Genomic DNA, 24,105 nt, shown 5'->3' on the forward strand with positions numbered 1-24,105 from the left:
ATTTACACCTCTTTTCGCACAGGTGGTCTGGTATCAAAGGCATGGAGCAGTTCTTCAAATACAGGGTGGAACTGTATCACACCGACACGACCATATAAATCACTGATAAGGCATTGCCCGTTTTCCAAATCACGCAATCGCTTCTGATTGTTTTCGTCCTCTGGGTCTACACCAAAAAAGGCTAAGGTCTTTTTAATCTCGTTAAGGTCAGTGGAACGAAATGCAAATTTTAAGCCGAGGTTATTTTTCAGTTTTTCATCTAAGAGGTCGTCTGTATTTTGGGTCACGAAATATACCCCAGCGTTCATAGCACGACCAGCCCGAACCAGCTTCATAGATAGTGTTTTTCCTTGTGCTACCTGTAAAAAGCTCCATGCTTCGTCTAAATCTACAATCTTGAAAATGCTTCGGTCTGTATGGATAAAGTCTAAAGCAAAGGTACTAATGACAATCAGCATAGCAACGGATAAAAGCTCCATAGTGGTATATTCCTCAAAGGAAGTTTCCTTGTCGGGAAGTACCAAGTCCGCAACCTGTATAATGTTCAGTTGTTTTTCTAAGCTGATAGACTGCTCCACATAACCATTACTGAATAATAAATGTGCAAAGTCATAGTCTGTAAAACTTTCGATATGGTCGGCTATACTGGTACTTAGTGGCGTATTCTCAACCCGTAATTCCTCAATCACTTTCATCAACCCTCGTACTTCACTATTGGTTACTGCACGAATGGCTTTTCTAAGGATTGGGAAGCGTTCCCCATCACGAGAGGAAATCCCCGTAAGGAATGTCAGAATATCAATAGCCAGTGATTCAGAATCTTTGGGATTTTTCATAATCACATAAGGGTCAAGTAAGCCTTTGTTTTTCTCATCAGAAGTCAGAGTGACGATATTGATTTCATGGGAAATCTCTGGCAAGGTTTCTTTCCATCTGCCACGTTCTGCTTTTGGGTCTACAATCACTGCTTGTGCCCCATAAAGCACCGCATAATAGACGATAAGGTTATTCGCAAAGGATTTACCACCACCCAGCGAACCAACAAAAGCCGACGCTAACGCATTGGTTACTGAACCCTTAACCCCTTGACTGGCAAGAGCAGGTTTCAGATAGACATTGCGTCCAGTATCTAAGCTGTAGCCAACATAAATCCCCTCATTTTCCCCCAGCATTTGAGTAGCACCAAAACCTAAACCAGCGAGGAAATCAGAGGTCACGTATTGAATATAATCATTCATATAACGCTTGCTGGCAGGTAAAAATTCTTCATGTAAGCCGAGCATATCCCCAAATGGTCGTACCAGTTTTACGCTTAAATCGTCATAAAAATCTTTCACTTCATTACAACGACGTTTGAGTTCGTCAAGATCATTTGCTGATACCCTTACCACATAAGACAGCTTGTACATAGATTCCTTGCTTTGGTCTAAATTGGTTTCCAGCTCATTCACACTTTCCAGAGCTTCCGCCACATTGGAGCTGGTTTCATTATCACTTTGCCAAGCGTGGTTATCCAAGTCTTTCAGTTCTTTCTTTTTATTGCGGACAGTAGATAGGGCTTTACGATTCGCTACAATTTCCACATTCATTGACGTATCAATCGGGAATGTAAATTGCTGTTGCTGGTAGTAGAAGATTTCAGAGGACGGGAAGTCCAGTTCTCCGACAATGCTGTTAATGGTAAAGTAAGCTACATAGACGGTTTCATCTTCCTGCTGGATTTTCAAATATCGCTGTTTTTCTTCCACCAAACAGCGAGTAGGCTTAATCAAGTCATAGTATTTAATCAGCGTTTCATTATCCAGCTTTTTCTTTGATAGATGGTACTCATACTCTTCATAGGCAGTGCCTGTCTGTCCGTAAAGGTGTTCAATCAGATAGCCGAAGTCGTCCTTATCTAACCTGCGGATTTTGAAACGACGAGAGATTTTATTTTCTAAGAGCTTTTCCATCTTCTGAAAACGCAGGATTTCATCATTACTCATACTAACAAAATCGCCCATCAGCTTATGGTTCACATCATAGACAAAATCAGACAAAGCATTTTTTGCTTCAACGGTAAGACTTTTCATAGAAAACTCCTGATCGTTGAGAAGCAACTTAAAGCCGATAAAGAAACGGTAGTTCACTTGATTTTCGCCAATCATGGATATTAAAGCGTCTGTCTGTTGGTCGATTTTGTCATAGGCAACCGCTTTGAGCTTGCCAGTGACTTCATTTTTGGAACGCTCTTGTGCAGAACGTATTCTGGATTCTGTACTGATTTGTAAAGCATGAATTTTGCCATCACGATTTTGTGCGATAAGCTATCTGAAAGAATCATGCACTTGTATTTTCTGTTCTGGACTTAGAAATGAGTAATTGTAAGGAACAAGCTCATAGTAAGCATAACATTCCCCGTCTTTATTCCAGACGAGATTGTTTTCAATGTATTTAATTGGATATGCCATAAAATTCACTCCTAACTGCTGTAATGGCTTCTTGTGGCTGGTTTCTGCCAAGCGTTACTTTTTTTCCTGCATAGGTCAGCTTTGGTCGCAGTGCATAAGCAATGACAGACTTCAAAAATCCATAAGGCTTTTTACCATCAAAAGTTTTTGTAGACATAAACCATGTGAAAGCCACAGGAATCCCAAAGTATTTGAGAAATGCTCCCTCTATCATGGAAAGAGGGGGCAAGTTGCCAAGTATCATCACTGCAAAGAGTGACACGACAAACCATGTCATTTGCGTAAAGGTTATGGGAAACGGAAGTCTAAAATCATTGATAGAATACAGTACCTTTTCCACAGACCAGATACTGGTATAGCTTCGTATTTTCTTCATGTAATCAATCCTTTCATAAAAAATAGGGGTAGCTGATTGAGCCACCCCGTAAAATAGAAAATCTGCCAGTAGTAATGTACCGACAGATTTAATAGACGATTTCAAAAATCCCATGATTGGTTGAGATAAACGTTCCTGAAAGGTCTAAATCCCGACCATAGGCTTGATAATCAATATAGTTTTGAAGACTAGCTGGTACTTCGCCTAAAGCACCCGTTTCTTCAATGTAGTAGCGTGCCACGTCATACATATCATCACAATCGGAATGAATGATAATATCCTCTTGATGTTCGCTTAGTTCTTCAATGCTTGAAAAATGAGTGAGCAGAGCAGATAGCTCCGATTGTAATTCTTCGGGTAATTCCGATACCATTTCCCATAGTCGATTGAGTTCGCCAATGGAAGTGTATTCGTCAACCGTAAAGGGTAACTCGTAGTCATGAATGGCGTATTCCTCATATTCATCATTCAAGCCGATTTTCTCTTTGACTTCCTCAAAGTCAATGGGAAAGGTAAACCACGCACCGACCAATTCGCCCTCATTGTATTTGCCTAAATTCGCAATATAGACTTGCATATCGTCCATATATTCACGTCCTTTCTTTGTAGAGATTCAAAAATCCCTACCGCACTTCGTTTGGTGTACCATTCCTTTGCGGAACATAAGAAAACCACTTATATTCCACAAAAGAACGGTTTTATTTAAGCACCAATAATGCGATTGAATAGCTCTAGTAAAATGTCTTTTACTCCAGCAGCGTTGAAGACTAAGCCAACCGCAATAATCGCAATAATTAAAAAGCCAATCAGTTTGCTAAACTCACGCTTGAAGCCAAGATACAAGCCAATCACAACGATTGCTAAAAGCACCAGTGATTGAGCGTTTGATAGAAACCAGTTATAAAGGTTTTGTCCAAAATTCATAAAAATGTTCTCCTCTCTATATTCAATGAATTTGTATTTGAGTTATTTTTTTGTTGTTATCACGTCCTGTTCTTTTACTGACTGTTGCTTCAAAATCTGCTTGTGTCGGTCTGTCAGTTTCGCATGGTCGAGAATGTCTTTTACAACCTGCGTCTGGTTGATTTCATCAAGTTTAATCGCAACCTTTAAGGTCGGGGCAACTTGATGAGATAGCCAGTTCAGCGTCCTTTGGAAGGAGTAAGGCTCTGGTTTTGTGGTTAGTTTTAATCGTTCACGATTGTTCCCAATAAACCAAGCCCATTCTTCATTCAGTTTCCAATCAGAACGAGGTTTGGAATCGTCTTTATCTACAAAACGGATATACCGATTGATAATTTTAAAGGCGGTATGCTCTGGATTGTCATAGACGAGTAAATCACGGACTGCATAATAGGCACGCTCATTTTTCAATCGAATCTCAAAACGGTTTTTTACTTCTGCGTCTTCAATGGGAATATCATTTTTCTTGTACTGCTCGTAGTCCTTTTCATAGATACAGAAATAAACTTCACTTTGTAATGAACCGATATAGAGGGTGTTTCCCATACATTCCTTTTCCTCTTTGCGTACCAGTTCGCCACTGCGATAGCTTTTAAAACTGCGGAAGACGGAGATACATTCTTCCTGTTGGCACTTTTCAGTGAGTACAGGGATATTCAAAATCCCTGTCTTATCGTTAATGGCAAGGTCAAGGCGTTTCATCACACCGCCAGCCACCAAAACGTCCATAAAGAACTCATACCAGCTTCTTTGTTGTGCCAGAAGATAGCTTTCAAATTGTCTGCACCCACGACCTTTCAATTCCACCAGAACTCCTTTGTCCAGTTCATGGGAGCAAAGGACGAATATGTCGCCTAAAGCATAATGCTCTGAATAAGAATAGAAACCATAGTCCTCATGAAGAAAATAGGACAGTTTCAGTTGTAAGATGTTTTCGACCACCTGCTGTACGTCTGTTGTCGGAAAGCGAATCCTTACATAATCAAACAGCATTTCAAGGGGAGCGTCGGGATTGAAGCGTTCCAGAGCTTCCCAAAGGGACTGCTGTAAATCCTCTGATGGCTTGACTTTTCCTGTTTCAATATCGCTTAGATACTGCCTTGTAATACCAGTCGCAACAGCTAAACGGTTTTGAGATAGTCCATAAGCCAAGCGTTTTTCTTTTAAATGCTGTAACCAAGTTTGTTCATTCAGTAAAAATCCCTCCAATCAAAAAGGCGTATGTCAACTTTTAAAGCCCATTTGACATACGCTGAAATTTTGTAAATCCCTTGTAACCAAAGGATTTTCTAATGTTTTTTTGACTGTTTCCTGTCGATTTGTACCCCCCTGTTAGATACGGGGGGTTAAGTGCTGGCGTGGCTATTGCCACACCAGCCAGCAAGATCAGTCCACACCTGCGACTTCCGCTTCGCACGTCGCCTGCGTGGACTGTCTGCTGTTGGATAACTTTTTAATTTCCTCCAAGAAATCATATCCTTTTGGTACAAGGGGAGTATAAAACTCTGATATGACACTTGTTCCTACATCAACATAGCCACGACCTTTGATTCGCTTTAAGAAGAAATCCTTTTGTACGTCACTGCCAAACATCATGCCATAGCCCATTTCAGACATACGACCTAAAGCCACTCTGAAATTAAACTGATCACGGATTCCGTCGCCTAAATATTTTGCGTCTGGACGTTGACAAGCCAGTATTAGAAAGAAGCCAGCTTGACGACCTAACATGACAATCTGTTTCAGCTTATTCATAACTGCGGTGTTTTCTTTTGTTCCCAGCATTTCCATGAAAGCGACGTATTCATCAAAGATTAAGAAGTGTGCCGGGAGACCTAAGTAAGCATAATTTTTGCCAGTCTTATAGTTCTTCATCTGCTTCATTTCCTCACTACGTTTCATCATTTCTTCATAGAATGTTTCAATGCAAGAAAGCAAGTCTTCTTTTCTATAGTAGACATTTGCCATCACAGAACCTAAGTCCGCAAGGTCAGCATTTTTCGGGTCAAGAATATACAGTTTTGAATCTGTATGAAGCAAGGCTTCAATCAGTGTCAGTATAAAGTAAGTTTTACCGCCACCTGTACCACCAGCAATCAACATATGAGGGAGCTTATCATATTCCCACCATACGTTTTTCATTAAGCGAAGTTTACCATCTTTAGCTTCTACTTCATCAATAGAAATACGACTGGCTATGGTGTCATAGAGCAAAGTATATTCCACATAGGAATCCTTTAACTCTTTATCCGTCAGCTCACAGTACAAGCCACTCTCTAATTTCTTTTCCAAGTGTAAGAGTTGGTCTTGATATTTTCCCAGCGTGATTTCCACCCGTATCTGTATCAAGCCATTTTTAAGTCGATAATACATTTTAGGGAAGTAGGTTATCTTTTCCTTTGTACGACCAGCACTATCTTTAAAGAAACCCTCTGTTTTGACCTGTTCAGATTCATACCACTTGTTTTCAAGTATCATCTTTGCCAGTTTTTGACGGTGGTAAAGTTGTTTAACCGTATCATAGCGAACCCGTTTGAATACAAACGCTACCAGCAAGCAGATAAGAATTGCGACACTGAAACTGATAATTAAATAGGGAATGTCAATCTTATCTGCTTGTGATAGGTTAAAATCCTGCCAGTTGATCTGCTGGATTGTCTTCACATGAAACAGTCCGACAACCAGCAGGAAAACAGGCAGGAGTGACGCTATCGTAAAATGAAAGACTAAATCTTTACCAGATGGGCGAATCCTTTTACCACGCTGTTTCATGCGAAAAAGTCTCCTTTCTACCTAGCGACTATTTGTCTTGTGTCGGTTCTTTCTTTGCTTGTGGTTGAGCTTTGAATGAACTAGAATCCTTTGTCAGCACAATATCGTCTGCCTTGATATACCAGTCAACATCTGCTCCTTGATAGGTGGCAGTAGCAACGGTGTCCGCAATGGGATTGATAAGTTCCACCCGTGCGTTATAATCAAACTCTTTCAAAGGCACGCTGGCAGGAATACTTACTTGAATCATGCGTCCTTGTCCTTTGGATTTTAAGTCATAGGTACGTTCCTTGATTTCATCTGAAACCGACCCGTCTTCATTTTGGATTCTCACTTCACGACGTAGAGCAGAGAATTTCAATTCTCCAAAAGTCGTGTCTTTATCTAATACAATGCCATTTGCTAATCTCATCATTTTTCCTCTCTTTCTTTATTCTTTTATCATGTCGTCAGCATGTAAAAGGTAATTTGTAAAACCACGAGTGCCGATTTTGTAGCCCTCTGCGGTAATACGTGGATTGACTAACTTCACACGTTCCTCAAAGCCGAAATGTTTTTCGCCAGCTTCAGCAGGAAGCACCACCACAATATCATCTGCTCTTTGAACATCAGAATAGAGATTATAGCTTCTTGATAAGACAGTTAGCCGTCCGTTGATTCTTCGCTGAACGACTTTATCCTCGCCAGCAAATTCTAAATTGCCGAATGTTTTTTCCATGTTGGGAATCACAAATTTAAGTTCCATATTTTTACCTATCCTTTCTTTTTTATTGGCTGAATGAATGTTTGATGGTCTTAAAGAGTGGGGAACGACCTTTTGATTCTTGATTTTTTGTTTTCATAAGTTCACTTCCTTTCAAAATCGGGTAAAAAAATAGACACCTCATTTTTTGAAGTGTCTACCTATTAAATATTCAAATTTTATTGGAAGTATCTTTATATCTTCACTTTTCAAGGATAAATCGTCGTATCAAAGCTCATTCATAAGTAGTAAATTAGTAGTAAATTGAGTGGTTTTGACCTTGATAAAGTGTGATAAGTCCAGTTTTTATGCGGATAACTAGATTTTTATGCTATTTTTATACTTAAACATAAGCCTTTTAGAATCGCTTTCTCTGTCCTCCTTCATTTATTATCGAGTCATACAATATTCCTTGAATGTAGGTCTCATGCCGCCTGTCCTATAGTAACAGAAACTTATTGGGGATACTCCCTAGGAGCATCCCCAATACTATAATTACCATTATTTCGCTTTGTAAAAGACTCCTAGAGAATTTCTTTCTACAGGTTGAACCTGGTCATATAAATTTGTTTCTTTAAAATACGTTGCGTATTTATTTGGCACATAAATCAAAGCACGTGATAGTTTCTCTGTATCTTTTGCCAAATCAGTAGGTTTCACCATAGGCATGATATTTTTCACATTTTCCCAAACACTTTCATGTTCTTTGTAATGTATAAAGGAAGTAGTTCGTCCCAAATAATAGGATAAAGACGTACGATAATTACCATATTGATACACCTCTAATGGCGTAGTGCCTTCCAATGTCATCACTTCATTGGCTAATACTTTTCCAGATTGGTCTTCCATAACTGGCACTAAGTTAGGAACTAATGCTAAATAAAAAATGATCGCACTCGTTGCCATACTGTACACTAAGACAGACCCTGTTCGTTTACTAGCGGCATAAATAAACGTCAACACAGTCACTGCCAAACTAATCCAAAGATACGCACTATGTGACAAAGACACACTCAATCCCACTATGACTAATCCTAGTAAAAATGGAAATCCACCCAGTGCATATAGGGTAAACACCCTCCATGTCATCTTACGTTCTTTGTATCCTTCTATACCAGCATGAATGCCCATGCCTGCCCATAATGCCAAAGGAATCAGCATAATAAATGTATAGGTAACATATTTAGTGGCCATACACGTGTAGAACAGAACGGTTCCTACAAACCAAAAAATCGACCAATACCAAATATAGGCGTGTTTCTGTTCATTGATACCACGAACTACAAAGCTAGTCCATGGCATCATGCATACTGGCAACAAGGCAAAATATAAATACCACCAATTATGTTCGGGATGCTCTGGTACCGTCGCTCTCGTCACATTATGTAGCCCTAAAAATCCTTGGATAAAAGCATCACCATGAACATAGTACATATATCCATACCACGGTGCTACAACTAGGATAAAAGCAAGAATACCTTTCCAAGAAAAGACATATTTGAACCAATCCATACGACGATTCAAGGCCACATATAGAATTAAAATAATCCCTGGTAGCACGATCCCTACAGGGCCTTTGGTAAGCACCGCTAACCCAGCAAACATATACGCATAGACCATATGGCGATGACTTTCACCAGTGATACCACGATATAAATAGTAAAAAATACCCATAGAAAAGAGAAATAAATATCCATCCGTCACGACAGCATGACCAATGTACCAAAATTCTAACGCCGTTCCTAGGGCAATGGCACTCCACATAGCAATCCGTTCTACTTGATATATACTGAAAGCCATCCGATACATCGCTAATACTGTACAAGTAGAAACGACAATGGATGGCAATCGAGCAGCTAAATCAGAGATACCAAACAAAGAGTAGGACAGTATAAGCCCCCAATATGCCATAATTGGTTTATCATACCAATACATGTCATAAATCATAGGAGACAAAAACTCTCCATGTTTCATCATGGTCACGGCAGACAAAGCGTAGTTTGATTCCACTGTATCCGTCACAGGCAGCGCCCATGCCATAAACAGATAGAACAAAAACGTTCCTATCCCTAGCCATGCAAACCGCTTCCATGAAAATGTTTGTTCCATAGTAATACAACCTCTGTATTTACATTTAAAAAAATAACTTTCCCAACAAGCGCATTACTAGCCAAGCTAAAATAATCACAAAGGCACCAGCAATGATAAATTTAGCTAGTGCAAATAACACTATAATAAGCATCACGACGCCTACTGCTATGCCTAGTTTCCACTTCCAACTAAGAGCATTCCACAAAAATATCTTCATATTAGGAATGGTTTGAAATTGGTCTTGTTCCTGTTGAGAAGATTGATGATGAGGAGCATCGTATGCTCGCCCCTCTTCATCAATAGTTGTTCCGTCAAAATCACGTAATTCTTCTTCTGAAAGAACGCGCGTTCCTTCATCATACTTTTGTTCTTGACTCATAGTCACTCCTATAGAGCTTGTAAATGTTTTTCCAACAATTCATTCACTACGCCAGGATTGGCTTTACCTTTAGAGGCACGCATCACTTGGCCCACCAAGAATCCGATAGCTTTACCTTTACCAGATTTGAAATCTTCCACAGATTTTGGATTATCTGCAATGACTTGTTTTACAATTTCTTCAATAGCTCCTGTATCGGTAATTTGAACTAAGCCTTCTTCTTCTACAATTTTGTCTGGATTTTTACCAGTTTCAAACATTTTGACAATCACTTGTTTTGCAATTTTACCAGAAATCGTGCCTTTTTCAATTAGGCTAATCATATCAGCCAATTGTTTTGGTTGTACTTTGCTATCCGCATAAGAAATACCAGCATCGTTCACAAGTTTTGCCAAATCACCGATGATCCAGTTAGATGCCGTTTTTGCATCTGCTCCAGCCTCTACGACCGCATCGAAATAGTCCGCTGTACCGCGTTGGCTCGTCAATGTACGCGCATCTTCACTAGACAATCCATAGGATTCCATGAAGCGTTGTTGTTTCGCTTCTGGCAATTCTGGTAAGGATTGACGAATTTCTTCTACATAGTTAGGGTCTACCACAATAGGTACCAAATCTGGTTCTGGGAAGAAACGGTAGTCATTTTCCTTCTCTTTCTTACGCATGGAAAGAGTGATACCTTTACTATCGTCCCAAGTACGAGTTTCTTGAACAATCGTTTCTCCATCTTCCAATGCTTCTGCTTGACGAAGTGCTTCGTATTCAATGCCTTTTTGGATACCTGTTAAAGAGTTCATATTCTTGATTTCAGTTTTTGTGCCTAATTTAGTTTCCCCTACTGGTCGAATAGAAATGTTCGCATCACAACGCAAACTACCTTCTTCCATACGTCCGTCAGATACGCCTAAATATTGTACAATAGCACGAATTTTATCCACATATTGGCGCGCTTCTTCACCAGAACGAAGATCAGGTTCTGATACGATTTCTAACAATGGTACACCTGTACGATTGTAGTCTACATTGGAGCTATCAGAGCTAGAAATAGTAGCACCACTATGCACTAATTTACCAGCATCTTCTTCCATATGGATACGGTTGATACGAATGCGACGAGTTTCACCATTCACCTCTACATCAAGATGACCGTTTACGCAAATAGGCAAGTCAAATTGAGAAGTTTGCCAGTTTTTAGGCAAATCTGGGTAATAATAGTTTTTGCGGTCAAATTTATTGAATAGTACGATTTCACAGTTTAATGCTAAACCGACTTTGATAGCATATTCCAACACTTTTTGGTTAAATACAGGCATTGTTCCTGGTAAACCTAAGCAAGTTGGACATACATGTGTATTATGGTCGCCCCCGAAGGCCGTTGTACAGGAGCAGAAAATTTTTGAATTTGTTTTCAGTTCAGTATGAACTTCAAGGCCTACGACTGTTTCATATTTCATAGTTTCAATTCTCCCATAGTTGGCAATTTTGTAAATTCAGGACATTCTTGTTCAAAACTATAGGCTGCTTGCAACAATGTACTTTCACCCATAGCAGGCGCCAATAATTGCATACCGATTGGCATACCATTAGAACCAAATCCAGCAGGAATACTGATACCTGGGATACCTGCCAAGTTAACTGGCACTGTACATACATCCTCTAAATACATAGTCAATGGATCGTTGATTTTTTCACCAAATTTAAAAGCTGTATTCGGAGCGGTTGGTGTTAATAATACATCACATTCTTGGAATGCTGCATCAAACTCATTTTTAATCAAACGACGAGCTTTTAGAGCTTTTAAATAGTATGCATCATAATAACCAGAACTCAATACATAGGTACCTAACAAGATACGGCGTTGTACTTCTTCACCAAAGCCTGCCGTACGAGTTTTAGTGGACATTTCCACTAAATTATCTGCTGGCACGCGAAGGCCGTAGCTAACTCCATCATAACGAGCTAGGTTAGAACTAGCTTCTGCTAAAGCGATGATATAGTACGCAGACAAGGCATATTTTGTAGTTGGCAAGGAAATATCTACAATAGTGGCACCCATATTGCGATACGTTTCAATAGCTTTTTCCAGAGCTGCACGCACTTCTGGATGTAAACCTTCACCAAAATATTCTTTAGGCACACCGATGCGCAAGCCTTTTACATCTTTCACAAGAGCTTTTGTATAATCGACACGATCTCCTGGGATGGATGTAGAATCATGGAAATCATGGCCTGTAATAGCATTCAACACGATGGCTGCATCACGTACATCTCTTGTCACAGGGCCAATTTGGTCCAACGAAGATGCATAAGCAATTAATCCATAGCGAGATACATTGCCATAGGTTGGTTTCAAACCAACCACGCCACAGTAGGATGCTGGTTGACGAATGGATCCACCTGTATCGGAGCCTAATGCCCAGATTGCGCTACCACTGGCAACCGCCGCTGCACTACCACCGGAAGATCCGCCTGGAACATAATCTGGATTCCATGGGTTTGTCGTTTTGCCTAAAGCAGAATTCTCTGTGGAACTACCCATAGCAAACTCGTCCATGTTTAATTTACCCAAAATAACAGCATCTTGAGCTTGTAATTTTTCGATAACCGTTGCATTGTACGGAGGCACAAAGTTTTCCAACATATGGGATCCACATGTAGTGGCCACACCTTTTGTACAAATATTATCTTTAATCGCCCCAGGAATCCCTGCTAATGGCGAAATAGTTTCTCCCTTGGCGATTTTTGCATCTACAGCCTCTGCTTGTGCTAACGCCGCTTCATGAGAGTCAGACAAGTACGCATGTACTGTTGGCTCTACATTATCTTTATGTGCCAATACAGCTTTTGTAAGCTCTAGGGCAGAAATTTCTTTATTTACTAATTTTTGATGTAATTCAAAAAGAGTCATGTATCTTCTCCTAGTTCTGTACAACACGAGGTACTCTGAAATACCCATTCTCTTCTTCAGGTGCATTTTGTAATGCCGCTTCACGTGGCAATGATGGTTTCATCTCATCTGGACGATACACATTTTGTAATGGCACCGCATGAGCCATTGGCTCTACATCTGTTAAATCTAATTCTTCTAATTCCTCCACATAGGTAAGGATATTACTGAGGGCTTTTTCAGCAGCCTCTAAATCTTTAATTTCTAATCGGGATAATAAGGCAATATTCTTAATTTCCTCTTGACTAATTTTCATAGACACACATCCTTTCAATTTATATATTATAACATACTTTCATGATGAAAGTACCTATTCATAATGTAAGGCATCAATAGGATTTAACTTAGCTGCTTTTCTAGCCGGATATAAACCAAATACAAGACCTATCGTCATAGAGAATCCAAAGGATAATAAAATAGGTCCTGTGGTCACTACAGTTTTTAACTTAGCTACTGTAGCAATCAGCTGTGACGCACCAATCCCCACTAAAATACCGATGGCACCACCTACGAGAGAGATGACGATGGCTTCAATTAAAAACTGTGTAATAATCGTACGATACGTAGCACCTAAGGCTTTACGAACACCAATTTCTCGAGTACGTTCCGTAACAGACACAAGCATGATATTCATAATGCCAATGCCACCAACTAATAAAGAAATCGCTGCCACAGCACCTAGGAATAAGGTCATGGTAGCTGTATTTTCTTCTACCGCCTTCATAATGGACGCCATATTGTTCACATTAAAATCATCGAGATCAGGATTTTTAATGCCATGACGGACACGCAAGATATTTTCTATATCTGCTTGCACCCGTTCTAAGTCTTCGCCTTCTTTTGCTTGAATGTAGATCATACGCAAATAATCAACACCCATCACACGTTCCATCATAGTTGTATACGGTACTACAATAACATCATCTTGATCATTCCCCATAGTACCAGAACCCTTTTCATCAAGGACACCTACTACTTTAAAAGAATTTTTATGAATCCGAATATCCTTACCAATGGGATCTTCATTACCAAACAAGTTTTTTGCCACTGTGGCACCTATGACTGCCACCCGTTCACGGCGTTCAATTTGACTATCTGTAATAAAACGACCTGATTTCATAGTCCAATTGTTTACATACTGAAAGTCAGCGTTAGCACCATTCACAGTTGTGGTCCAATTCTTGCTCATGTACACAGTTAAATACGAATTAGCTGCTACTGGTGAAGCTGCTTGCACGCTATCCATCTTCGAAATAGCTTCATAGTCGCCCATTTTTAACGTTTTATTAGCACCAGATACCGGGCGTACCCCTGGTGTTCTAGGAGCCCCTGGATAAACCATTAATAGATTACTACCCAAACTGGAAATAGATTCTGTGATTTGTTGACGAACCCCATATCCAATGGATACAAGTGCAATCACCGCAGCTACACCAATGATGATACCTAGCATCGTCAATAATGATCGCATCTTATTGGCTATTAGAGATGACCAAGCCATTAAGAAACCTTCCTTATACATGGCTTTCACCTCCTACCTGCAATCCTTTCATATGGGGATTTATTCTATCTTCTACAATAAGACCATCTTTTAAAACCACATTGCGACCTGCATATTCAGCAATATCTGGCTCATGGGTGACTAAAATGATGGTACGCCCTTCTCGATATAATTCTGTGAAGATATGCATCACATCTAAACTTGCTTTTGAATCAAGGTTACCTGTAGGTTCATCCGCCATAATAATCGCTGGGTCATTTGCCAATGCCCTCGCAATAGCAACACGTTGTCGTTGTCCCCCTGATAATTCTGCTGGCATATGATCCAACCGAGTACCGAGCCCCAAATCTATCAATAACTGACTAGCCCTAGCTTTACGTTCTGCTTTAGACACTCCTGCATAGACCATCGGTAATGCTACATTATCTAGAGCCGTTAATTTAGGCAATAAATTAAAACTTTGGAACACGAACCCAATTCGTTTATTTCGTACATAGGCCAATTCATCGTCCCCCAGATGGGCTACTTCTTCTCCATCTAATCGATAGGAACCACTGGTAGGTCTGTCAAGACATCCTAAGATATTCATAAACGTAGACTTCCCAGATCCTGAAGGTCCCATGATAGAGGTAAACTCCCCTTCATAAATGGACAAATCAATACCATGTAATACTGGTACCGTTAACTTTCCATTCACATAGGTTTTCGTAATCCCCTCCAAGGTAATGACTGCTTTTTTTGGAGTTTCCATTAGAATGGCCCCCTCTGTTGTTGTTTTTTTGTCGTGCTTACATCACCACTGATAATGATTTCATCACCTTCTTCTACTCCAGAAATAATTTCAATTGTAGAATCACCAGTCATACCAGTTTTTACACTGGTTCTAAGAGGTTTACCATTTTTGATGACATACACAAATTCTCCCACTTTATCAGAACGAACAGCAGCCAATGGAACTACCAATACATTTTGTCGTTCTTCTCCATGAATCGTAGCACGTGCGGTCATACTAGGAAAGAAATGGCTTACATCACCAGCAGGAATTGCTACGCGCACTGTATAATACACTACGGATGAACTGGTCGTTCCCATACTACCTTTTGTACCTAAAGAAATACTTTTAACAGTACCCGTGAAAGTCTTACCAGGATGTGCATCGACCGTGAAATCTACTTTGGCACCTTCTTTTACATTTCCAATATCTGTTTCGTCAACTGTTAAATAAATTTCTAAATCAGACAAATCAGCGATAGTGGCAATGATCATTTGTGTAGAAATACCAGTGGCGATAGTTTGACCTGCTTTCAAAGGTTCTCCAATAATGGTCCCATCCATAGGAGCTGTAATAGTACTATCTGTTAAGTTTGCTGCTACTTGATCATAACTAGCTTTTGCTTTTTCATAGGCTGCTAAGGCATTATCATAGGTTTGCTGTGAAATGGCACCTTGTGACACTAACGTACGGTATCGATCCAAATCTGTGGCTGTTTGGTTGAGTGTGGCCCTTGCATTATCTACAGAAGCCTGTAATTGACGAGAATCAATAGTAGCGATGACCTGACCTGCTGTTACATGCTGATTGGCTTTCACCAAAACAGATTCTAATTTGCCAGGAATATTGGTAGATACATCTACATAGCGAACAGGATTAATCGTTCCCGTTGCATTAATAGTAGATGAAATACTACCTTTTCCTACTTTTCCCGTTGTATAGGTAGGTGCCTCTTTTGTTTGGCTACTACTATACCATTGCCATCCACCAATAGCTACCACTAAGATAGCCACAATGGCAATCCATAATTTTTTATTTTTCCACATAAAATATCTCCTTTTGTCCATCGATTACATATAGAATGCCACCAAAATGGTGTTTCCTTACTCTAATAGGCCCCAACTCCAACATATAGTATAGACTTTCATCTCCTTAAACTGGTTTACGCCTGCTGATAGCTTCCTTTTATAAGTAGCCCTTTACTATAGTATAAAACAAAACATACCATAGATAGAGGATAAAAAGAAAAGAAAACTAAAGTTAGTTTTCTTTATCTTATACAATACAATAGCAAAACAACTATGAAATTATTGTCCTAATACTCGTATTAATTGGTATAAAGAAGTATCTAAAGGATACTCACATATTACAGCTTCCTCATAGGCTATCGCATCAATATGATTGCAATGAACCCCTATTAGATGATGTGTATGTCCCTCTAACAAGGCACGTACTCCTGCCTCTCCTAAGCGAGCAGCCATTAATGCATCATAAGCAGACGGTGATCCACCACGTTGTAAATAACCTAACACTGTCACAGAGGGTGCATAGGATGTATGTGCTTTAATATATTGAGCCACTTCAAAAGCACTATAGGCTCCTTCCGCAACGATAATAATACTATTCTTTTTACCATTACGAGTAGTATTTTCTAATGATTCTTTTACCTCTTCTAATGTCATTGGCACCTCTGGTGTCAGTACCACCTCAGCACCGCATGCGACGCCAGCGTACACAGCAATATGACCTGCATGTCGTCCCATCACTTCTACAATAGCTACACGATCATGAGCTGTAGAGGTATCACGAATTTTGCTCACCCCATCAATGATGGTATTAAGAGCTGTATCAAAGCCGATTGTATAATCGGTACCATTCATATCTTTATCAATAGTGCCTGGAATTGTCACCGTAGGTAATCCTAGGTCAGATAACACCTTAGCACCACACATAGAACCATCTCCACCAACAACGACTAATCCGTCAATACCATGACGACGTAAATTATCATAGCCTCTTTGTTGATGTTCAGGTTCTTTAAATTCAAGACAACGGGAAGATTTTAAAATCGTCCCTCCCTTGTTCACAATATTCCCTACACTACGCCGAGTCAAAGAAATAAAGTCTTCTTCTAAAACGCCCAAAAAGCCTCGTTGTATTCCTACTACATCGAGGCCTTCATATATTGCACTTCTTGTGATAGAACGAATGACTGCATTCATTCCTGGTGCATCTCCACCACTTGTTAAAATAGCTATACGTTTCATATTATTCACCTTGGTGTACTTTTCGCCGTTTAAAATATATGCCTTTAGACTTTATGGATCCGTCAATACTCGTCACCAATTCATCCGTATGACTGTATGTAGTATCTAACACATGGTCACATTTGCGATATAAGGGTTTCCACCGTCGCATCATCCATGCTACATACCCAGATACATCATCATAATTCATAGTCGGCCGCTTACCAATCCACCGATTGACACGATTTACAATCCGATAATGTGAAGCGCGTATACCTACAATAAAAGAGTATTTTTGCATATATCGTAATGTACGCATGTCAATAGGGAAGTTTCCACCTACAGAAATCACCGCTTCATGATACATGGCCACCTTTTTAATTACTTCAAATTCTGCACGACGAAATGCCTTTTCACCTATTGTCTTAAAAATATCAGCAATAGGCATATTATATCGTTTTTCTAAGATTCGATCCGTGTCAACAAACTGCCAGCCTTTGGCATCCGCTAAATTTCGACCTAAGTGACTTTTTCCGCTCCCCATAGAACCAATGAGGATAATGTTTCTCTTGATAGTCGTTTTCATGTTTTATAATATCTCATTCTTCCATCTAGTAGTAAATTTTAACTTTATTTTACTATACTCGACTATACTTTGACAAACCATTAAAGCTAATTTTTAGTATTTTCATAAATCTTACATTGTAAAGTAGTCACACCTTGTACATGAATAATTTTCTCTATCCTAAAACGCAAGGTAGGATGTGCCTTTTGCATACCTACCAACCATTGCACCATATCTAAGGTAGACCCTTGCACTACCACATCTAGGGATTCTGCTTCTTTGTGCGTACTGACCACCACTAAAGGTGTGTCTCCTATAGAGGACAATACCAAATGATACAAGCCTTCTAGGTCTAACACATTCTCATCTAATTGTTTGACAAATTGATAACTTTCACTATTTAAAAATGTTGTTTCTGCTTCCTGTAAAAGTATCTCTTCATCAATCTCTGCAGAGATTCGTTTCTTCTCTCCTTGAAAGTACACCATCATACTAATACCCGTAACCACTACACAACAGTACACACTAACGACTAGAAGTAGACTTCTTTTGGGAATTGGTAAGGCTTTCCATAGTGGCTGTAATACGACTACGATATAGTGCAGTTCCGGATTCTTTTTCCACCACTTCATCATAATGACGGTGACCTCCTAATCGACTCAACACTGAACTAAACTGATGCAATTCAGTTTCAGTGCTTCCTCTAGCTTCCACATACCATTGGTTCATAGTAGACCACTCGACCAATTGAATGTGATATGTATTCGATGCATCTAATACATATATACATTCCTTTAACGTTCCCTGTGGCAACGGTTCTTCTTTTGTATTCTCATGAACCATAGAATCATATACACTATGCGCCTCTTTAACATCAATATGGCGCGATATTACCTCTTTCTGTTTCTCTACAATATCTTGATACTGTATATATGCTTTTGTGCCTATCGCCACAGAACCCACTAATATAATGACCACTAGAGCTAATAGGGCCCACCATATATTTTTGTACCGAATATACCAACACACCCACTGTATATCCGGTTCTATAAAATTAAGATCTTCTTTATTTTCCATCGGCAAGTAACCTAATCGCTAAACCAAATGCCATTTCATGATTTATATTCTGTGGATTATAATCTTCTCCTTTATCTACTATATGAAGTGGTACCTGATCGATTGTTCCATAGGTTTCTAAAATAGACTCAAAGGCTTTAGATCTTGTTTCATCAAAACCAACTACAATAGCTCCCTTAGGATAGGGCACTTGAAATTGTTTGCTATCTTCATAGACCGTTTTACAGGCTTCCAATACTTCATTCACATCTAATGATACTAAGGTATGCGCCGTACAGAATTTATCATTCCATAAAGATACTTGCACCTTATCTTCCTCTGGGGTGATACAAAGCATAGACGATTCTCGACCACGGCTGAACGCAAGAGGTGCTGGCCAGTAATCGATAACACGAAGATCTCCTCCGCCTTGTTGAATCCCTTGCGCCACCTGTTTCACTTGTTTTCGTTCTAAGGCTACGATGAGCATACACATTAGCTCCTCCGTTGTACCTGGTCTAGAGGCAAAATCGATAGCATTAGGGAAATCTTCATTCTGAAAGATTCGTTTTCCCTCACGGTGGGCAAATAAGTACTGATCTATTTTATGCATCATCGGTGTTTCCATGTATACTGATTGAAGTGGCGATTCAAAAACACAACCAATAGATATACCAACTTCTCCATAATAGTCAAAAAACTCTTTCACATCAGTTCCCTTATTACTGTGTCGTTTTTGAACGATTACATCTTCTAGCACAATAGTACCTTCAATTTTGTAGGCTTTTATCCCAACAATTTCATCATGTCCAATGGCAATACCCATCACTCGTTTACTTTTCACTACAAACCTCCTTACTCTCTGACCCATTCTATTTGTATCGTCTCTAGTATGTCATTTTTATATATGGTCTTAATGTATACATCTTTTTTTATATTCGTTTCTGTTTCTACATCAGTACATAAGAGCCGTAAACAATAAAGTTGCTCTTCTTGTTCTTTATATAAAATAGCCTCAATCCGTTCCGTATCCGTTTCTTCTAGTACATATTTCGGTGAACCACTACCAGTTATTTCCTTTTGATGAGCTAAAAAGAATTTTTTATTTGTACCTAATACTATGCCTCGCTCTATGCCATATTGACATCGAACAAAACGATATTCATCCATCATGCTTTGATACGTAATCTGCATCGTATGTAGCCAAGCCACCCAAGTACCAATGGTCATCATCGCTATTAGTAATATCATGTATGATACAAAGCCATTTTTCTTTTGCCCTTTCCAGCGCAACATAATAGTTAACCTCGCATACATTACCTAATATAAGTGCTCTACAAGCATCTATTTCTAACTAACTGTTTTTTGTATATATTTTACGGCTTCTGACATAATTCATAACCCTATAGATAGATTATGCATATTAACATGTATGCTTAGTATTTCTGCTCATATGCGTATTTCTATCTATTATGACAAAGTACCAACTTACTTTGCTATATGTTGTAATCTCTGAAGATAGGTGGCATACGGCAGAATGCCTGTCTGTACATGATATCGGTTCTGTCCACCTTCCATAAGTTGAATATGATCTCGCCGCCAATAGGGACGTACCTCTGAATACCAATGTAAGTCAACAAGACCATCTGATCGTTCCTGAAAAAATGTAGACCCTTGCGGAAATACATGTATTTTTCCAATCTTGGGACTAATTTCATTTTCTGTAATATCCTGCAATTGTCCATCAGATAATATGGTCACAAAGGCATCTTGATAGACGCGTATCCTCCAGTTTGATGGAGATACTAACCATGACCCATCTTTACTAACTATCGGTCTTTTCTCACTATAGCGAAGGCGATTCATAATCTGTATACGACTAAACCTAGCATCTAACAGCAACTCATGACGATGATGCAACATATGTATCCACTTCACACTATGTGATGTGATTAAGAAAAATCCTGTTATGATGGTCATTAATAACAGACTTCCTAATACTGCTTCTACCAGTAAAAATCCTGCTGTTCCCTGTTTACCCTTGGGTATCCAACAAAAAGTCCTCGTCTTTTTCAAGCGTAATACCATACCCATGCATTTTACCTCGCCATAGCACATCACAATTTTTTATATACTTATCTCGAAATCATAACAATTCGTTTTTTAATCTATATCAGATAACTGCACTATATTTTCAGTTTGCATCTTTCGTCATCTTGATGATGTATCTCATTGGCTAGAAGGCAATAAATAAGTAGTGAACCGATGTATTTCTTCACCATGACGATAGGCTATTACCATTAATATACGTACTCCTTCTTGATTTATTTCTGTCTTACGCTGAAAAGTAGTTGTTCCCACAGTTGGTGGTTCACCAGACTCCGGAATCTGTCCATGTGCCCAACTAGCCTTCCCCTCTTCCATATACAAAATCATAGCTTGTAATATTCTATCTTCTTCCATCATTTTCTCATATTGTTGGATACTGCTCATCATGAGTACGAATAAAGTTGAACATAATAGACTCATTACAAACAACGAAGCTAATACATCCATATAGAGAAATCCTTCCTCTTTTAGTTTCAAAATTTTGATTCCTCCCAACGTATACGCCCTGATTGACGGGCAAAAATGAATGTACGTTTATAGCGAATTAGATCGTCTACTAATGTAACAGTAAATACTTTCCCAACTCCTTTATGAGCTGTAAAGCGAATACTGGGGTAAGTTCCAGTAAATTCGATATGCATAGATTCTGGTAAATTACGGTACACTAAAGAGTTATTTGTATTAATATATCCATATCGCATACGCTCTAGGACAACACGATTGGCACCATTATTATTCTGTAAGTTTCCAGACAAAGTAGCAAGTTGCATACGTTTCACATGCGCAAATAAGATACGACCTTCTCGATCAAATACATGATACTCTCGTTGCTCTTCATTATGTAATAACAAGACCATGCCTATAACAAGAGAAAAAATAGTCATATACAGTACAACTTCCACTAATAAGGACCCTTCTATATTCTCTTGGCTTTTCACCAAAGCCACCTCCCTACAGGGCATATGAATAGTAATATGGTTGCCATACTGAAAGAAGGGCCAAAGGGAATATAGGTATGATTCGGAGATGTAACACGCCACACACAACTGTACAAGATGCCAATGACAGAGGAAAGTCCGCATAATGCCAAACATTCCACTGATGTGAGCCAACAACTAATGGCAATCAACCATTTGATGTCACCTAATCCCACACCACCACGGCTAAACCACCGCAATGACCACCACAATCCGCCCATACAGAGGGCATTGACTACTATCATCAATACATCACCATTACCTATCCACTGGTAAACAAATCCACATATACAAATTAGAATAGCTCCCTCATCGGGAAGAATGTAATATAGCTTATCGATGGTTGATCCCCAAAAGAGCGTTACCTCCAGCATATAAAGAAGTGCCAGTTCATAGATATTCGTAATGTATCCAACTTGATAGGTATAGCAAAGCCCTACTGTCCCTATGACATGAGCAAAAATGGACATAAGGCACCACATACTATGTGTTTTCATATAGGTCCAAGAAACAATGAGATAGAGGCTTGCAACTCCTGTGATACCAGCAATACCTCCTAATACATACTCCATATTTCCCTCTTCCTTCAACTAATTAATTAGCAGCATCAGGTGCAGTGACAGCAATATGTTTACCTTTACCGCCTTCATTTTGTACACTGGTGACTGTATATTCTCCACCCTTAGGAGTTTTCACATGTTCTGTTAAATAGCCTTCTTTGTACAATGTCTCTACCGTAGGTACTGTATCGGTAGATTGTTCCATCATATACAACTGTGCTGCATTAGAAATCGTTGTAACATCTGATTTAATTTTCGCTTCCTTCGCCTTGTTTGAAGCATTTAAAAACTGTGGCATTGCCAAGGATGCTAAAATAGCAATGACTGCTACCACAACCATTAATTCCACTAAGGTAAATCCATCTTGTTGCTTCCGTTGTCGTAAAGACAAACGTTGTCGTACTGCTTCCATAATTCCTCCTATTGAATGGCTGAAATTGAATTAAACATCGGTAACATTACCGCTACCACAAGTAAAGCGATTATACTGCCCATAATGCTGAGCATAATAGGTTCTAATAATTGTTCTCCTCGTTTCACAGTCCGGTCCAAAATCCCCTTATAATACGCATACCCTTGGTCTAACATACTTTCTAGGTCACCCGTTTCTTCTCCGATACGAAGCAAATCCCATAAAAAAGAAGTTCCTAATTGCACCTTTTCTAATGAATCCGTAAATCCATGCCCTTGGGAAATACGAGTTTTCACCTCTTTTTGTAGCGCACTTGCCCAGCGGTTGCCCCACAGCGATTCTGTCATATCCAACAGTTGTAACAAAGGTATACCGCTTTTTAAAAGTAGCTTCCAAATCTGACACATGCGTACCATCGTATACGCCATAAGCCATTCCCTTTGTGCCATACATAGCCAAACCTTACGATGCACACTGAATTTCACAGATTCTCGTTCGTACGATTTCCAGAAAACCATACCGAATACTAGCAAGGTAATCAGGAGATATACTCCTTTATCTTGTAACCATGTGCCTCCTGCAAAAAGGGCTGCTGTAAGCGGTGGCAATTCGATTTGCATGCTCTCAAAGACAGCTTTAAATTGCGGTAAAATAAAACCTACTGCAACACCTACAAATACTATCATAAGTACCACCAAAAATGATGGGTATGTAATGGCTGATACTAATTGTTGGCGTAAACGATGCTCTTCTTCGTACATACTTTGAATCATGCCTAACGATTCAACTAGGGTTCCTGATGCTTCCCCCGCCTGCAGTATAGTGGTGACAATGATAGGGCACTGATACTTGGATAAACTCTTTGATAGTGCCATACCACGTCCTACATCTTCACGAATATCTCCATAAGGAATAGTGGCCCCTTTTGTATTGACCATCATATCCAAGGCTTTTCGTAAAGAAATACCTGCGCCCAACAACATATGTAATCGATAGGCAAAGTGAATCATATGAGCTGCTTTCCATTGCTGTTTTCTTGACTTCACAACAACACATTCCAAATGAATCGGTGTTATCGATTGATAGGCTAGCTTTGCCTGCACTTCCTCTTCAGAGTCGCCCCATACTTTGCCTGACACTATTTTTTTATCCGTCGTAAATCCTTCATACGTATACCAACTCATAGA

28 protein-coding genes and 1 pseudogene are annotated in these 24,105 nt (G+C 39.4%); all 29 read right to left on the bottom strand.

Features of this window, described 5'->3' with window-relative positions:
- Window positions 1-2: 2 nt before the first annotated feature.
- The 29 genes and pseudogenes from EO119_RS04070 to EO119_RS04215 all read right to left on the bottom strand — a co-directional run bounded on the left by EO119_RS04070 (window position 3) and on the right by EO119_RS04215 (window position 24,102).
- Window positions 3-2,450, bottom strand: a pseudogene (locus tag EO119_RS04070) (ATP-binding protein).
- A complete protein-coding gene (locus EO119_RS04075) occupies window positions 2,434-2,826 on the bottom strand; it encodes a conjugal transfer protein (RefSeq protein ID WP_000723888.1) in 393 nt (130 codons plus the stop codon). Before EO119_RS04075 ends, EO119_RS04070 begins: the two are co-directional and overlap by 17 nt.
- 88 nt (window positions 2,827-2,914) lie before the next feature.
- The gene (locus EO119_RS04080; RefSeq protein WP_000342539.1) at window positions 2,915-3,412 is read right to left on the bottom strand and encodes an antirestriction protein ArdA; all 498 of its coding nucleotides are present in this window, start codon (window positions 3,410-3,412) and stop codon (window positions 2,915-2,917) included.
- 116 nt (window positions 3,413-3,528) lie between these two features.
- A complete protein-coding gene (locus EO119_RS04085) occupies window positions 3,529-3,750 on the bottom strand; it encodes a hypothetical protein (protein ID WP_001009056.1) in 222 nt (73 codons plus the stop codon).
- Window positions 3,751-3,792: 42 nt separating this feature from the next.
- Window positions 3,793-4,998, bottom strand: a complete 1,206-nt coding sequence (gene mobT / locus EO119_RS04090; RefSeq protein WP_000398284.1) for a MobT family relaxase — start codon at window positions 4,996-4,998, stop codon at window positions 3,793-3,795.
- 22 nt (window positions 4,999-5,020) lie between these two features.
- Complete coding sequence (locus tag EO119_RS04095; RefSeq protein ID WP_000879507.1) at window positions 5,021-5,173, bottom strand: hypothetical protein; 153 nt, start codon at window positions 5,171-5,173, stop codon at window positions 5,021-5,023.
- A 2-nt stretch (window positions 5,174-5,175) separates the two neighbouring features.
- Window positions 5,176-6,561: an FtsK/SpoIIIE domain-containing protein gene (locus EO119_RS04100; protein ID WP_000813488.1), complete on the bottom strand. Its 1,386-nt coding sequence runs from the start codon at window positions 6,559-6,561 to the stop codon at window positions 5,176-5,178.
- A 28-nt stretch (window positions 6,562-6,589) separates the two neighbouring features.
- Entirely contained in the window at window positions 6,590-6,976 is a 387-nt protein-coding gene (locus EO119_RS04105; RefSeq protein WP_000985015.1) for a YdcP family protein, read from the bottom strand.
- 15 nt (window positions 6,977-6,991) lie between these two features.
- Window positions 6,992-7,306: a YdcP family protein gene (locus EO119_RS04110; RefSeq protein ID WP_000420682.1), complete on the bottom strand. Its 315-nt coding sequence runs from the start codon at window positions 7,304-7,306 to the stop codon at window positions 6,992-6,994.
- 498 nt (window positions 7,307-7,804) lie between these two features.
- Window positions 7,805-9,412, bottom strand: a complete 1,608-nt coding sequence (locus EO119_RS04120; RefSeq protein WP_126940767.1) for a glycosyltransferase family 39 protein — start codon at window positions 9,410-9,412, stop codon at window positions 7,805-7,807.
- Between the two features lie 25 nt (window positions 9,413-9,437).
- Window positions 9,438-9,773, bottom strand: a complete 336-nt coding sequence (locus tag EO119_RS04125) for a hypothetical protein (protein WP_126940768.1) — start codon at window positions 9,771-9,773, stop codon at window positions 9,438-9,440.
- A gap of 8 nt (window positions 9,774-9,781) precedes the next feature.
- On the bottom strand, window positions 9,782-11,227 hold the full coding sequence (gatB, locus tag EO119_RS04130; RefSeq protein ID WP_126940769.1) for an Asp-tRNA(Asn)/Glu-tRNA(Gln) amidotransferase subunit GatB: 1,446 nt from the start codon (window positions 11,225-11,227) through the stop codon (window positions 9,782-9,784).
- On the bottom strand, window positions 11,224-12,681 hold the full coding sequence (gene gatA / locus EO119_RS04135; RefSeq protein ID WP_126940770.1) for an Asp-tRNA(Asn)/Glu-tRNA(Gln) amidotransferase subunit GatA: 1,458 nt from the start codon (window positions 12,679-12,681) through the stop codon (window positions 11,224-11,226). Before gatA ends, gatB begins: the two co-directional genes overlap by 4 nt.
- Before the next feature lie 10 nt (window positions 12,682-12,691).
- Entirely contained in the window at window positions 12,692-12,976 is a 285-nt protein-coding gene (gene gatC / locus EO119_RS04140) for an Asp-tRNA(Asn)/Glu-tRNA(Gln) amidotransferase subunit GatC (RefSeq protein WP_126938694.1), read from the bottom strand.
- A gap of 54 nt (window positions 12,977-13,030) precedes the next feature.
- Complete coding sequence (locus EO119_RS04145) at window positions 13,031-14,242, bottom strand: ABC transporter permease (protein ID WP_126940771.1); 1,212 nt, start codon at window positions 14,240-14,242, stop codon at window positions 13,031-13,033.
- A complete protein-coding gene (locus EO119_RS04150; protein WP_062402368.1) occupies window positions 14,235-14,972 on the bottom strand; it encodes an ABC transporter ATP-binding protein in 738 nt (245 codons plus the stop codon). The genes EO119_RS04145 and EO119_RS04150 overlap by 8 nt, the downstream gene beginning before the upstream one ends.
- Window positions 14,972-16,039: an efflux RND transporter periplasmic adaptor subunit gene (locus tag EO119_RS04155; protein ID WP_082717795.1), complete on the bottom strand. Its 1,068-nt coding sequence runs from the start codon at window positions 16,037-16,039 to the stop codon at window positions 14,972-14,974. The genes EO119_RS04150 and EO119_RS04155 overlap by 1 nt, the downstream gene beginning before the upstream one ends.
- A 261-nt stretch (window positions 16,040-16,300) precedes the next feature.
- Window positions 16,301-17,260 (bottom strand): 6-phosphofructokinase, encoded by a 960-nt coding sequence (gene pfkA / locus EO119_RS04160; RefSeq protein WP_062402363.1) that lies wholly within the window; start codon window positions 17,258-17,260, stop codon window positions 16,301-16,303.
- Between the two features lies 1 nt (window position 17,261).
- Complete coding sequence (locus EO119_RS04165) at window positions 17,262-17,825, bottom strand: shikimate kinase (RefSeq protein WP_009353844.1); 564 nt, start codon at window positions 17,823-17,825, stop codon at window positions 17,262-17,264.
- Between the two features lie 86 nt (window positions 17,826-17,911).
- Window positions 17,912-18,295: a hypothetical protein gene (locus tag EO119_RS04170; RefSeq protein WP_126940772.1), complete on the bottom strand. Its 384-nt coding sequence runs from the start codon at window positions 18,293-18,295 to the stop codon at window positions 17,912-17,914.
- Window positions 18,296-18,329: 34 nt separating this feature from the next.
- A complete protein-coding gene (locus EO119_RS04175) occupies window positions 18,330-18,881 on the bottom strand; it encodes a hypothetical protein (RefSeq protein ID WP_126940773.1) in 552 nt (183 codons plus the stop codon).
- A complete protein-coding gene (locus tag EO119_RS04180) occupies window positions 18,871-19,704 on the bottom strand; it encodes a hypothetical protein (protein ID WP_126940774.1) in 834 nt (277 codons plus the stop codon). Before EO119_RS04180 ends, EO119_RS04175 begins: the two co-directional genes overlap by 11 nt.
- 11 nt (window positions 19,705-19,715) lie before the next feature.
- Complete coding sequence (locus tag EO119_RS04185) at window positions 19,716-20,156, bottom strand: hypothetical protein (RefSeq protein WP_009353848.1); 441 nt, start codon at window positions 20,154-20,156, stop codon at window positions 19,716-19,718.
- 192 nt (window positions 20,157-20,348) lie between these two features.
- Window positions 20,349-20,954, bottom strand: coding sequence for a hypothetical protein (locus EO119_RS04190; protein ID WP_126940775.1), 606 nt, complete (start codon window positions 20,952-20,954; stop codon window positions 20,349-20,351).
- Window positions 20,955-21,089: 135 nt separating this feature from the next.
- A complete protein-coding gene (locus tag EO119_RS04195; RefSeq protein ID WP_126940776.1) occupies window positions 21,090-21,446 on the bottom strand; it encodes a hypothetical protein in 357 nt (118 codons plus the stop codon).
- Window positions 21,443-21,907, bottom strand: a complete 465-nt coding sequence (locus tag EO119_RS04200) for a hypothetical protein (RefSeq protein WP_126940777.1) — start codon at window positions 21,905-21,907, stop codon at window positions 21,443-21,445. Before EO119_RS04200 ends, EO119_RS04195 begins: the two co-directional genes overlap by 4 nt.
- A complete protein-coding gene (locus EO119_RS04205; protein WP_009353836.1) occupies window positions 21,904-22,518 on the bottom strand; it encodes a prepilin peptidase in 615 nt (204 codons plus the stop codon). The genes EO119_RS04200 and EO119_RS04205 overlap by 4 nt, the downstream gene beginning before the upstream one ends.
- Window positions 22,519-22,540: 22 nt before the next feature.
- Window positions 22,541-22,918 (bottom strand): competence type IV pilus major pilin ComGC, encoded by a 378-nt coding sequence (locus EO119_RS04210; RefSeq protein ID WP_009353863.1) that lies wholly within the window; start codon window positions 22,916-22,918, stop codon window positions 22,541-22,543.
- Between the two features lie 8 nt (window positions 22,919-22,926).
- Window positions 22,927-24,102, bottom strand: a complete 1,176-nt coding sequence (locus EO119_RS04215) for a type II secretion system F family protein (protein WP_126940778.1) — start codon at window positions 24,100-24,102, stop codon at window positions 22,927-22,929.
- Window positions 24,103-24,105 lie beyond the last annotated feature (3 nt).

This window comes from Veillonella sp. CNR 79/14 (assembly GCF_003992185.1).
Taxonomy (GTDB): Bacteria; Bacillota; Negativicutes; order Veillonellales; family Veillonellaceae; genus F0422.